At 42.9% G+C, this 12,613-nt stretch carries 13 protein-coding genes and 1 pseudogene; 7 read left to right on the top strand and 7 right to left on the bottom strand.

Annotation, left to right across the window (positions count from 1 at the left end; all coding sequences use genetic code 11):
- Positions 1-104: 104 nt before the first annotated feature.
- Positions 105-1,763 carry a PAS domain S-box protein gene (locus ACEQ1T_RS20530; protein ID WP_370224511.1) on the bottom strand — a complete coding sequence of 553 codons (1,659 nt, stop codon included), beginning with the start codon at positions 1,761-1,763 and terminating at the stop codon, positions 105-107.
- A gap of 206 nt (positions 1,764-1,969) precedes the next feature.
- On the opposite strand from ACEQ1T_RS20530, the gene ACEQ1T_RS20535 reads away from it, so the two are divergent.
- The 6 genes and pseudogenes from ACEQ1T_RS20535 (at position 1,970) to ACEQ1T_RS20560 (ending at position 6,409) form a co-directional block, all read left to right on the top strand.
- Positions 1,970-2,200 carry an excisionase family DNA-binding protein gene (locus ACEQ1T_RS20535; protein ID WP_035331742.1) on the top strand — a complete coding sequence of 77 codons (231 nt, stop codon included), beginning with the start codon at positions 1,970-1,972 and terminating at the stop codon, positions 2,198-2,200.
- 92 nt (positions 2,201-2,292) lie between these two features.
- The gene (locus ACEQ1T_RS20540; protein ID WP_206845376.1) at positions 2,293-2,853 is read left to right on the top strand and encodes an FAD-dependent oxidoreductase; all 561 of its coding nucleotides are present in this window, start codon (positions 2,293-2,295) and stop codon (positions 2,851-2,853) included.
- A gap of 197 nt (positions 2,854-3,050) precedes the next feature.
- Positions 3,051-4,451: a M28 family peptidase gene (locus ACEQ1T_RS20545; RefSeq protein WP_370224513.1), complete on the top strand. Its 1,401-nt coding sequence runs from the start codon at positions 3,051-3,053 to the stop codon at positions 4,449-4,451.
- A 243-nt stretch (positions 4,452-4,694) separates the two neighbouring features.
- Entirely contained in the window at positions 4,695-5,132 is a 438-nt protein-coding gene (locus ACEQ1T_RS20550) for a DMT family transporter (protein ID WP_370224514.1), read from the top strand.
- Positions 5,133-5,153: 21 nt separating this feature from the next.
- Positions 5,154-5,618 (top strand): annotated as a pseudogene (locus tag ACEQ1T_RS20555) (DMT family transporter); the annotation flags it as partial.
- A gap of 113 nt (positions 5,619-5,731) precedes the next feature.
- On the top strand, positions 5,732-6,409 hold the full coding sequence (locus ACEQ1T_RS20560; RefSeq protein ID WP_206845372.1) for a DUF421 domain-containing protein: 678 nt from the start codon (positions 5,732-5,734) through the stop codon (positions 6,407-6,409).
- A 29-nt stretch (positions 6,410-6,438) separates the two neighbouring features.
- Here the strand turns inward: ACEQ1T_RS20560 and ACEQ1T_RS20565 are convergent, their stop codons facing one another.
- The 4 genes from ACEQ1T_RS20565 to ACEQ1T_RS20580 form a co-directional block, all read right to left on the bottom strand.
- Positions 6,439-7,401, bottom strand: a complete 963-nt coding sequence (locus tag ACEQ1T_RS20565; RefSeq protein ID WP_370224516.1) for a D-2-hydroxyacid dehydrogenase — start codon at positions 7,399-7,401, stop codon at positions 6,439-6,441.
- Positions 7,402-7,596: 195 nt separating this feature from the next.
- The gene (locus ACEQ1T_RS20570; RefSeq protein ID WP_009335932.1) at positions 7,597-7,944 is read right to left on the bottom strand and encodes a hypothetical protein; all 348 of its coding nucleotides are present in this window, start codon (positions 7,942-7,944) and stop codon (positions 7,597-7,599) included.
- 110 nt (positions 7,945-8,054) lie between these two features.
- Positions 8,055-8,873 carry an MBL fold metallo-hydrolase gene (locus ACEQ1T_RS20575; RefSeq protein ID WP_244671321.1) on the bottom strand — a complete coding sequence of 273 codons (819 nt, stop codon included), beginning with the start codon at positions 8,871-8,873 and terminating at the stop codon, positions 8,055-8,057.
- 187 nt (positions 8,874-9,060) lie between these two features.
- Positions 9,061-10,527 carry a TerD family protein gene (locus ACEQ1T_RS20580; protein WP_206845362.1) on the bottom strand — a complete coding sequence of 489 codons (1,467 nt, stop codon included), beginning with the start codon at positions 10,525-10,527 and terminating at the stop codon, positions 9,061-9,063.
- Between the two features lie 198 nt (positions 10,528-10,725).
- Between ACEQ1T_RS20580 and ACEQ1T_RS20585 the strand changes: the two genes are divergently transcribed.
- Positions 10,726-11,445 carry a glycerophosphodiester phosphodiesterase gene (locus tag ACEQ1T_RS20585; protein ID WP_206845359.1) on the top strand — a complete coding sequence of 240 codons (720 nt, stop codon included), beginning with the start codon at positions 10,726-10,728 and terminating at the stop codon, positions 11,443-11,445.
- Between the two features lie 224 nt (positions 11,446-11,669).
- On the opposite strand, the gene ACEQ1T_RS20590 is transcribed toward ACEQ1T_RS20585, so the two are convergent.
- Both ACEQ1T_RS20590 and ACEQ1T_RS20595 read right to left on the bottom strand, forming a co-directional pair.
- Positions 11,670-12,110, bottom strand: coding sequence for a hypothetical protein (locus tag ACEQ1T_RS20590; protein ID WP_206845354.1), 441 nt, complete (start codon positions 12,108-12,110; stop codon positions 11,670-11,672).
- A gap of 9 nt (positions 12,111-12,119) precedes the next feature.
- Positions 12,120-12,470, bottom strand: coding sequence for an ASCH domain-containing protein (locus ACEQ1T_RS20595; RefSeq protein ID WP_206845352.1), 351 nt, complete (start codon positions 12,468-12,470; stop codon positions 12,120-12,122).
- Between the last annotated feature and the right edge of the window lie 143 nt (positions 12,471-12,613).

The following is a 12,613-nucleotide window of genomic DNA, read 5'->3' on the forward strand; positions in this document are numbered from 1 at the left end:
GGAAAATGATTTGAGGCAGAAGCTGCTGGAGATTAAGGGGAATTAGCAGGATTAAAAAAAGAGCGATTTCAATCAAACGTTTGATTTAAATCGCTCTTTGCTGTTTAAACAATTAATCCTGCCTCAGGGGCGGATGTTTGTTTTTTTACTGGCAGCTTAATGACAGCTTCTGTTCCTTTCCCTTTTTCACTATTGAAATAAATGGAACCGCTATGGGATTGGACGATTTTGAAGCTGACTGTGAGTCCGAGGCCGGTGCCTTTTTCTTTGGAAGAATAGAAAGGTTCACCGATCCTGTTAAGGCGTTCTTCCGACATGCCGCAGCCATTATCCTTAACCAGGATAATCAGCTGCTGGTCTTTCTCCTGCAGTGTAACCGTTACTTTACCTCCATCTCTTGATGCTTCAATGGCATTTTTTATGATGTTAATAAAAAGCTGCTTCAGCTGATTTGGTTCACATTCAATCATATACACATCCGATTTTAATAAAAACTCTATCTGGACATTGTGCATGCTGGCTTCTGTTTTCAAAAGCGAAATGACATTAAAAAGGATTTTTTGAACATCCGCTTTTGTAAAACAAATATCCTGAGGCTTGGCAAGGAGCAGCAGCTCTCCGACAATATGGTTGATCCGGTCCAGCTCCTCCTGCATGATCTGATAATAGAATTGGTGCTTTTCATCTTCCAGCTGCATGAGCTGCACGAAGCCTTTTAAAGAAGTCAGCGGATTTCTGATTTCGTGCGCAACACTGGCAGACAGCTCGCCAACCACAGAAAGCTTTTCAGTGCGGCGCAATCTTTCTTCAGCCTGACGAAGCTTTGTCACATCTTTTCCATAGCCGATGATTCCGGCAATTTGACCGTTTACAATGAGCGGAAGCGCAGTGCATTGAATAGTGAGCTGGCTGCCATTTTTATGATTGAATTCAAATTCACAGGTTTTCGGCTGTTTATCTTCAAGGATGCCTGTAAAGTCTTCAATGGCCTTCATTTTATAAGGAGCTGGTATGATTTCATTTATGCTTTTACCCAATGTCTCATCAGGACTATAGCCTGTCACCGCTTTGAATTGGGGATTTACTTTCGTGATGGTGCCATGAAGGTCAGTCATAAAGACAATTTCAGTATTATATTCAAACAAAGATTTATATTGCTGCTGGCTTTCGGCAAGAAGCTTCTCCACATGCTTTCTTTCTGTAATATCCCGGCCGATAATGACCAGTCCTTTTCGGCTTCCATCGGCATGAAAGAGCGGGACTTTAATCGTATCAAACGTTTTTTCTGTTCCGTCAGGCAAAGGAATGACTTCTTCGATGCGGGTAATTTTACCATTTATCCAGGTTTCTTCATCTGAAGTTTCACAGTAGCGAAGGGCGTCTGCATAAAAATCAGTGTACTCGGCCAGTTCAGAGTCCTTCTTGCCTTTATAATCGACATTTTCAAGATTGAACAGCTTAAGTCCAAATTCATTAGACTCAATCCACCGGCCCTGTCCGTCTTTAAAATTGACAAAGTCAACCATGGAATTGATTAAAGTGGAAAGGCGCTTTTCATCTTCCCTCGAGGCACTGAGCTCATCTCTTTTGCCAATAAAATAATAGAGCAGCCAGCCTGTAACGATAATGTACAGAAACTCTTTTGCTCTAAAAAAGAAACTGACAAGAGAAGAGGGCTCAAGCATATGCAAAAGGTAGTTCGTTCCGAATACCCAAATAAGGCTGATCATTACATATAAGCCCAATACCTTTTTTTTATTCATTAGCTTATATTTCTCCTGTTCTCTATCTGGCTGAAAAAAGAGCTGGAATTCAGTCAAATAAGTATTTTTTCGCTGTATAATAAAAGAATATAAGTTGCATATACAAATTATTTACAGTTTCTATTCTATATGATTTTAGTAGAGTCTTCTAGTGCCTAGAAATTAGTAAAACCATATTATAAGGAATTAGAAAGGGAAGAACAAGCATGTATCTTACTATTAAAGAAACCGCAGAATATTTATCTTACCCTGAATCATATGTAGAAAGCTTGATTCAGCAAAAGAAAATACGTGCCATATATGACGGAGAACAGTACTTAATATACAAGGAACAGTTTAATGCTCATTTGAAGCAGGTGGAAAAATACAGGGAGCTGGTGGAAGAAATTCTAAATGAGCCGATACCGGAGGATCGGGATATCAAAGATGAGGACTAAATTGGACAATTTTCCTTAAATCACATTATTTTACAATTATTATCAGTTTGGATAAACTATAAGTAAATAATGTGTTAAAGGAGGAAGTATGGATGTTTGATATCTTAATTGTGGGTGCAGGCCCTGCTGGTGCAAGTGCTGCGCTATTTGCTGCAAAAGCCGGCAAGAAGGTAGTGGTTGTGGATAATGATAAAAGCATGACTAAACGGGCGTGGGTTGAAAATCATTATGGAGTTATGGAAATTACTGGACCGGATTTAATCGAGACTGGCAAAAAGCAAGCCGCTAAGTTCGGGGCAGAGATTGTAGAGGCAACAGTTGAAAACATTGAAAAAGCTGATGAGAGTTTTAGTGTAACAGCGGGAGAAAAAACCTATTCAGCAAAGCAAGTGATTATAGCAGCTGGCGTATCTACCGATTTAGCAGAAAAAGCCGGTTTGAAGATCAAAGCAGGTACTGAGCCGCGCATTAAAACGGTTCTGGATGTTGAATCCGACGGAAAGACGAATGTCGATGGCATTTGGGCAGCCGGAACAATTGCAGGAGTCAGCGTCCATACAATCATTACAGCCGGAGACGGTGCAAAAGTTGCCATTAACGTAATCAGCGAATTAAACGGCGAGCGCTATGTGGACCATGATATAATGAAATAGTAGGGAAAGAAGGCTAACCGGGGGTAGCCTTCTTTTTTTTGTCTATTTTTCCTATTAGGTATTTACTAATATTAACAATTTAACCAAAATATAGATGGTTGTACCTAGTGTACTCTAGTATCTTGTACCCTTATAAGAGATTTCGAAACATTATAAAATTTAATGAGCGGAATCTATTATTCTATTGGAGGTACTAGATGAGAAAACCAATTATAAAAGTGGCATTGGCTTCGACTCTTATCTTTGGAGCTATTGGGACACAGGCAGTTTTTGCACATCCAGCAGACGTTAAACAGACTCAGCCGTTAAATGTATTCGACAAGAAGGTAGTCAATAAAATTAATGCAGAAAATATTTATAATAATATTGATTATCTTTCACAAACCCCGCGTGTAGCCGGTACGGAATCGGAGTATAATGCGGTTCAGTATAGTAAAAGCCAATTCGAATCCTATGGCTATGAAACAGAGATTCAGCCATTCACGTTTTATGGATATACTCCTCCGAGCAGTATGGAAGTGACCATTGATGGCTATGAAGGAGACCTGCAGCCAAGATCCTTTACCTATTCAGTCAATGGGGATGTAAGCGGGGAGCTCGCATTTGCTGGGCTAGGCACACCGGAAGAACTGGAAGGCGTTGATCTCACAGGCAAAATTGCTCTTATCCAGCGCGGTTCCATTTCTTTTGGCGAGAAAGTTTTAAATGCAGCAGAAAAAGGGGCTGCCGGAGTAATTATTTTTAATAATGCAGAGGGTCCATTAAGCGGCACGCTTGGAGCTCATAATGAAGAATATGTTCCGGCGTTAGCCCTGTCAAAAGCAGAAGGTGAGGCAATTCTTGCATTGATGGAGAGCGGTGAAACTTTAACAGCTTCCCTATCCATTGAAGGTGCGGATGCAGGAGAAAAAGTTTCCCACAACGTGATTGCCACAAAGAAACCAACTAACAAAAAGAAAGCAAACGACGACATAATTGTGGTTGGCGCACACCATGATTCTGTAGCAGGGGCTCCCGGAGCGAATGATGATGCTTCCGGAACAGCGATGACATTAGAGCTGGCACGCGTATTTAAGGATATTCCGACCGATACAGAGATTCGCTTTGCAACATTCGGAGCAGAAGAGCTGGGATTGATTGGGTCTTACCATTATGTTGACAGTCTTTCCGACGACGAGATCAGCAGAACCATTGCAAACTTTAATCTTGATATGGTGGGAAGCAAGGATGCAGGCGATTTAGTAATGATGACTTTGGATGGAGAAAAAAATCTTGTAACGGAACTTTCTCAAGCATCCAGTGAAAGGCTGAACGGTGAGCCGACCCCAGTATATCAGGGAGGCAGAAGTGACCATGTGCCTTTTGCGGAAGCAGGCATTGCAGCCGCTTTATTCATTCACAGCCCAACTGAACCATGGTACCATTCTCCAGAAGACACGATTGATAAAATCAGCAAAGAAAAGCTTCAGGATACAGCGGAAATTGTGGGAGCTGCCGTTTATGATAAGGCGCGTTTTGATAACATGGGCCAAAAGCCGAAAAAGCAGCATAAAATGAAAGCAGCACCTGAGATGGTTCACGAGTTAGATGTAAAATAAGCAGAAGAGCAGCCGTTCCTTTGATGGGAGGCTGCTCTTGCTATTATACAGTTTCTTTGCTTTTTTTCACGGTTATTCATCCGCCGAAAAACCCTGGTTTGCCTATAGGCCAGCAGGAAAAGGTTCAGAAGGTTCATGCCCGCCACTTACATATTTTAAAGCTTTAAAAAGACATATTACCATTTGAAATATGATAAAATGATACAAATTATGAACTTGGATTTTCTGGAAAGAAGGATCGATGTGAATAATATAAAAACATACATTCTCCTCACTTTCATCATGGCTTCATGGGGATTGAATGTGAGCATTATAAAAATACTTGTCAGTTATTTTCCTCCGGTATCGATTACTTCTTTGCGAATACTAACTGCAGGTATAACTGTATTTTTGATATTAAGCATAATGGGAAAAGTGAGAAAGCCGAGCTTGAGGGAACTCTCGTACATAGTATTTGGCGGCCTTTTAAGTGTTGTCAGCCACCATCTTTTTCTGGCCATAGGCCTAACGGGAACAAGCGCGGTGAATGGAGGACTTATATTAGGTGCCGGTCCGCTCTTGACAGCCATCCTGTCTTCTATTTTGCTGCGTCATAAGCCTACAGGCATTCAGGTGCTTGGTTTTCTGCTTGGCGGTTCAGGCGTGACTTTTATTGTCCTTTCAGGGAATAAAGGGATATAGAGCTTAACTCCGGGAGATTTCTTTGTGTTCCTTTCCATTCTTTCACAGGCTCTTAGCTTCATTATAATCAGCAAGGCTTCGAAAACGCTAGATCCGCGATTGCTGACAGGCTATATGCTGGTTTTTGGAGGAGTGATCCTGTTTGTAATGGGCAGCATAATGGAACCTGGCGGACTTAAGGGTATAATCGAAGCCCCAGCCTATGTTTGGGCTGCGTTTGCCGCATCTGCCGTATTGGCAACAGCTATCGGCCATATGGTTTATAACACAGCCATCCGTAATATCGGGCCAGCAGAAGCAAGTATCTTTTTGAACCTGAATACCTTTTTCTCATTGGCAGGCTCAGCGTTCATACTTGGTGAAGTAATTTCTGTAAACCATATGCTCGGGCTGGTTCTTATTGTGGGAGGTGTCCTTTCAGGCTCTGGGGCATTGGAGGATTTAGTATTCAGGAAGCGGAGAAAAGAGAAAAGCCAGTATATGTAAAGTGATCTCTTGACATAGAGATCATTTTTTTTGCAAAAAGTGGAATAGTGGAAAAGGTGTATTTAAAGACCGCTAAGGGGAATAGAGAGGCTATAGAGAGAGGAGGAGCATTGATGTATTTATCAATAACAGTAAAAATGGCTGTTGGACTGGTAACGCTGTTAGCTGTAACCCGTATTCTTGGAAAGAAGGAGCTTTCACAGGTCACCCCTTTTGATTTTGTCTATGCAGTTGTACTTGGAGGGATTATTGAGGAAACCATTTATGATGACAAAGTAACAGCGCTGCAAGTGATCTATTCGGCTTTATTATGGGGAGCATTTATTTACATTATTGAAATTCTGGCAAAAAAGAAAAATATATTCAGGGCGATTTTAAAGGGAAGGGAGTCGATCCTTGTCAAGGATGGCAAGCTGAATGTAAAGGAGATGGAGAAGAACCATCTTGAAATGGAACAGCTGAGAACCATGCTGCGCCAAAAAGGAATATTCAGTATGAATGAAGTTAAATATGCTTACCTTGAGACCAATGGGGGCTTAAGTGTAATGAAATACCAAAAACAAGAGCCTGTCACTCCTGAAATGATGAAACTTGAGGTAAAAGAAAAGAAACCTTCAACTTTATTGATTGATGAAGGAGAAGTAGTAGAAGGCGGACTGAAATTACTGGGGAAAGATGGAAATTGGCTAAGGGAATCTATTAAAACGGAAGGCTGGCAAAATATCAAAGATATTTTCTGTGCAGAGTGGTCGGAAGAAGAAGGGTTTTATATCGTAGCGTATAAAAAATGAGCCTTGCGAATGCTGCAAGGCCCTCTTTATTAATATCCCTTTTTATAATCTACTTGATTAATGCCGGGAGTACCGCTGTTAATGTACTCCTTTAAATTAGGTATGAATATATCTTCAATTACACGCTTGGTATAGTATTCCGTGGAGCCGGCTGTATGCGGAGTAATGATGGCATTATCATGTTCCCATAACGGGCTGTCTTCAGAAAGCGGCTCCTTTTCAAATACATCCAGGCCTGCACCGGCAATCTGCCCGTTCTGCAGTGCGGCAATCAAATCTGTTTCTTTTACAATTTCACCCCGGCCGATATTGATGAAGAAAGCAGAATTCTTCATGCGGGAAAACTGTTCGGCTCCGAATAACTGCCGTGTTTCCTGTGTAAGCGGAAGTGTGACGACAACATAGTCACAAAGAGGAAGCACCTCATTCAGCTGGCCGGAAGTGTACATTTCATCTATATACTCTTCGGGTTTTCCGGAGTGCCGAACTCCAATCACCTTCATGCCGAATGCTTTGGCAATCCTGGCGGTTTCCTTCCCGATAGCGCCTGTGCCTATCAAGCCGATGGTTTTATTATGAATTTCAAGCTTCATTCCAGAATGATGCCATACCTTGGCTTGCTGATTTTTTACATATGTATGGATTTTGCGTGTGAGCCCAAGCATTAAGGCGAAAATCGTTTCTGAAATGGGGTTTGCATGTACGCCATTTGCGCTGGTAATCTGGATGCCCTGTGATTCCATTTCTGCCAGGGGCAGGGAATCAACCCCGGCACTCCAGGACTGGAACCAGCGGAGGCTGCTGCTTCCCTCAAGGACCATCTCTTTTAAATCCTTTTTCCAGCCGGCGATCACTTCGGCTTCTTTCATCTCATTGTACCAGTTTGCTGGATCTTTTCCGGAAATGAGCTCCCAATCGGGGATGACTTCTTTAATTTTATCAATCTGTGAGGGTTCCAGATCATGTGTGACAATACAGGTTCTTTTTGACATATGTGTTCCTCCGGTTTTTATTTTTTTGAAAAGTCGGTAAATATATCATAGTCTATAAAACAATAAATGTGAACTTTTCTGATGAAATGAAAAATAGCATAGAATAGCAATGATACGATAAACAAGTTAGTTTATGCTGATCGATACGAAAACAAAAGAGCCCCCGGACGCTGGAACCGGGGGCTAAACTATCTATTAAGAGGGCTGAAAACCTATTAATTTTGCTTTCTTATCAACGCCGAGTGTCTGTTTATCCGGGAAGGTAATGACAGAACTGATATAATCCCATCGGATTAAAAAATGGGTGACGCAATCCTCTTCCTTTTGCTGCTCTTCCGGGATGTCGGTACCGTCTTCCTCTTTGACCATAGTACGTTTGAAGCAAGGATTCTCAACCCAGATTCCCATGCTTTCTGTCTTGATCAGTTTAACAAGATACCATTCATCGGGCTGATAAATGCCTGTGATGGACCCGACGAGATCATTTGGAAAGTTCTTGAATTTTATTTGGATTTTTTGTCCTGTAAAATTTTCAAGATGCATATATGAACCTCCTGAACTATTAGAATTCGTTTTTATACTCTTCCTTTTTTGGATTGTTTTAAACATCAAAAAAGCAAGATTCACACGATTTGGTGAACCTTGCTTTTTTTCTAACGTTCTCCGTCTACATATTTTCCATGGTCAGGGACGGCAATTTCATCAAATTCATTTACGAGCCTGGCGAGGCTTTCCTTTAATACAGCGGCAGCCATTGGAATGCCATGGCCAGTGATGGCTACATCTGGCTGAAGGGCTTCAAGTTTCTGTACAGAAGTCCGGGCAGCATCCCAATCAGTTGTCAGGTAGCGGGGCGGGCCGCTGATTTCCTGTTCCTGGGTGAGCACACTGTATAAGGACTCCTGCTTCACTGTTACAAAAGCATCTCCTGCAATCAGCACGCGATCCGACTCTCTGAATAGGGAGACATGGCCGGGAGTATGACCTGGTGTGTGAATCCACTTCCATCCTTCCATTAAGGGAACATTTCCGTCATCAGGTAATGGCTGAACATGGGTTCCGAGATCAATGCCTTCATGCGGAAAAGTGGGGGACATCTTTGCGACAAGTCCGCCTTCAACACTCGCATCAGGCTTTGGATAATCCTGCTGTCCCGTTAAGAATGGCATTTCCAGTGTATGAGCGTATACAGGAACCTGCCAGCGCTCAACCAAATCGATAATTGCACCAACATGATCAAAGTGGCCATGTGTAAGAATAATGGCTTTCGGTTTGGCATTCTCTCCAAAGAGTTCTTCCGCCGCATCCATGATTTTCTCTGCAGATTTTGGCATGCCTGCGTCAACCAGAACCCAGTCGCCAGGCTTCTCTGATGTTCGAACAAAACAAACATTCACAATCTGTACTGTAAGGCAGTAGACTCCATCCGCTTCATTAACAATCATTCCGCTCGTGGAGGAAGTCATGGGCATATATCGTTCCGTAGACGAACTTTCCTTCAAGGATATTACCTCCTTAGTAATTTTAGAAATAACAGGGCCTTTATCTTTTTGAGTATACCCGCAGGTGAACTTTGTATGCGGCATATTCAGGAGGAGAAGGGAATAAATACAAAAAAAAGCTCTGCCGCATTTTGGCAGAGCTGAGGAATTTCACATATTAAGATAGGAATTCATGAGGGTTTAATCCGAGTTCCATGCAGATCTCTGTAACAGCCTGTTTTTCATTTTGATCAAAGTTCCCATCAGCATAACCGATCGCGATGCAATAACGGGCTACAAGGCGGGCAATCTCAGGCTTATTTCTTACCCGGCCAACTGCTTTGAAGGCTTCGGCCCGGCCGATGATCGGATCCATCTCAATCCGCTGGACGAACATATTGAATTGCTGTATCACTTTTTGCGTATCAAATACTTTTAATTCCTGGCTGCTGTTTACAAACTCGACCATCTTTTGGCGTTCAGATGGATCAAGCCTGCCATCTGCCATGCCGACAAGAGCACATGAAGCTACAACGGCGTCCATGACATCCTGGCTCTTGAATCGTGTAAACAGCTCCTGGGCACGCCGCTTTTGATCATTTGCCCACTGTGCGTAATCTGTCTGATTAGGCGACCATGAATTGCCGCAGGAATTACAGGTGAGCTTCAGCTGATTTTTTCCAATAAAGCCGCCAAGAAGTCCTACAGGCCCAAGGATGAGTCCTCCAATCGCCGCTTTTCCAAGGCCAAATCCTTTTTGGCCGGTGCGGATGTTAGTGGATCCACAGCGGGTGCAGGCAATATTTCCATCAGTATAGGATTGAGCCTGAACCGGCTGCCCAATACCTGTCTGCCCTCCAAATGAAGATGGCTGCGAAGGTGGAGTGTTATAAGAAGCCTGATTGTAGGCAGGCTGGCCAAAGGACGACGGGCTGTAGCCTGATTGTGCCTGCTGGCTATATGGCTGCTGGTTTTGCTGTGGACTGAATCCTTGAGCTGGCTGTCCAAAATGGGCTTGCTGCTGATATTGACTCTGGCTGAATGACGCCTGCGGACTTGAAGCGGGCTCATCATCTACGGAAACGCCGAAATTGCGGCAAAGAGCAGCTAATCCGCCCTGGAATCCGCTTGCAATGGCATTGAATTTCCACTCGCCATTGTGACGGTAAAGCTCCGCAGCGACGATGGCTGTTTCAACAGTAAAATCGCGCCCAAGGTCGAAGCGGATAAGCTCTTCGTTTGTCATGGCATTAAAAATTCTCACATAGGCATTGGAAACTTGTCCAAAGTTCTGACCTTTCATCTGGGCATCATGAATGGTAATAGTAAAAGCAATTCGATGGATATGCTGCGGCACCTTATTTAACTCGATGCGGATTTGCTCATCATCCCCTGCACCGGCACCAGTTCTGTTATCACTGCTGTAAAGGATCGATCCGTTTCCGCCGGATGGATTATTATAAAACACAAAGTCACTATCACTTTGCACTTTGCCGGATCCACCTGTTAAAAATGCTGAAGCGTCCAGGTCATATTGCGATTGATTATGGCTGACATCCCAGCCCAATCCTGCCACCACAACCTGCAAACCAGGATTAGTTTTGGTCAAATCTACTTTTTGTCCCTTGCTCAATCGAACTCCCACAGATTTCACTCCTAATTCGTTTTTATGTATGAATATCTTGTAATACGTTCTGAGAAGAAAGAAGTTTCATAGTTTTCATTATAAGGGAATTGGATGCGAAGTGAAACTTGAGCGGCTATTCTGAGGATGAAAAAATGGTTTTGGGGCAGGCCGTAGAATAGAATATATATAAATGTTGTTGATATAGGAGGAGATAATTTGAATAAAAGAGCAAAAGTCTTTGCACACCGCGGCGCCAGTGGACATTTTCCGGAAAATACGATGGCCGCATTCCAGGCTGCTTTGGAGGCAGGAGCAGATGGCATTGAATTGGATGTGCAGATGGCGAAGGATGGTACGCTTGTGATCATTCATGACGAAAAGGTGGACAGAACGACGGGCGGAACCGGTTATATTAAGGACATGATCTTTGAAGAAATCCTTCAGCTTGATGTCTGGTTTGCGGATGTGAACGCCGGAGAAACAATCCCCGATCTGGAGAAATTTTTAAAATGGGCAGTGATGGAGGGCAACGAACTGCTGATTAATATTGAATTGAAAAATGATTTGATTGAATATCCCGGGATGGAAGAAAAGGTAATTGACCTTATCCTTAAATATGGATTGGAAAAGCGTGTCATAATATCATCTTTCAATGCAGAGAGTCTGAAGAGAGTCCGGAACTTGCATGCCACTTTGCAGACAGGCTATTTGATTGAAGGCATCCCTGAAAACATACTCGAAATCGCAAAAAGCATCGGGGCAAACAGCATTCATTGTGAAGAGGGATTTGCTTTATCAGAGTTTGGCAGAGAAGCAAAAGAAGCGGGTTTTCCTTTGCGGGTATATACCGTAAATGATGAAACCCGCAGCGGATTGTTAAATAATGCCGGAGTCGAAGTGATTATGACAGACTTTCCGGAAAGGTTTTTGAAATAATAAGTTAGTTGCATGTGGAAATTCTGATTATCGGCACAGAGTTCGTATAATGCTATTTTATAGACACCGCATCTTCAGCAAAAGGCAAAAGAAGCGGCATCAAAGCACATGATAGTTACCACATCTTCAGCAAAGGTCAAAAAAAGCTGCATAAAACCGTGAAAATATGGATTTATCCATGCATAAAAAAACAAGCGCACATCCTGAGCGCTTGTTTTTTATCCTTACCAAAGCACAGGCTTGGCCACCATGAACCAGAGCATGAGCATTAATAGAAAAAGATATATCCAGACGGAGCGGGTAAGCTTCCTGACAAGAAACTGCTGATCTGCTCCAGGCTCATCAAATTTCTTCAGAACGGGAGAGAAGGCCCGGGCGAGAAAAAAGACGGAACCTCCCATTACAGCCAGTGTCGCAACGATCCAGGATGTCGTCCAAGCCCAGTGGCTGTACACGATAAGAAGGACACCCGAGCCTACAAGTACATGTCCTGCATGTTTGACAAGGCGCACGGATGTCCTGAAGATGCTTATGTATGCCTGCTGAACCCCGGGCTCGGCCGATTCCAATTTATTGACGATTGGAATCAGAACAAAAAATGGCCCAACAGAAAGTATGGCACTGCTGACATGGAGGTACAGCAGTATGCGGTACATTATGTCCATCCCGGCAGATTACTTCTTCACTGCGCTGAATTCATGAACCCATACACGCATCTGCGGAAGCCACGGCATTCCCGGATGCATGGAAAGAATGGATTGTTTGTAGTCTTCCAAGCTTTCGAAACCTTCCTGGCGGGCATGATCGTCTGTTAACTCACCAAGGGATTGGGAATAAACTTTATCTACAACAAAGTCCTGGCCTTCAAGTGTCATGATTTCCCCGATATCAGCGTATCTGCCATTACGGCGTGTGGCTGTTTTTTTTCCTGCAAGAACCTTCTCAACATCCTCTTTAACTGTGACCATTCGGTCTACGGAACATGTTTTTGGCGGTAATGTATTTGGATCATGCTGATTTGCCATTTTGCTATTCCTCCTTATGTAAATGCTTACCTTTTAAACCTTACCACATTTTCAAGCCGGAAGGTAGCTGTGTATAAGAGCAGTGTTTACAAAAAAAGCTTGAGGAAACCTTCCTCAAGCTTAGAAATTATTTTAACTTAAAT

It is taken from the genome of Cytobacillus sp., from assembly GCF_964223445.1.
Classification (GTDB): domain Bacteria; phylum Bacillota; class Bacilli; order Bacillales; family Cytobacillaceae; genus Cytobacillus.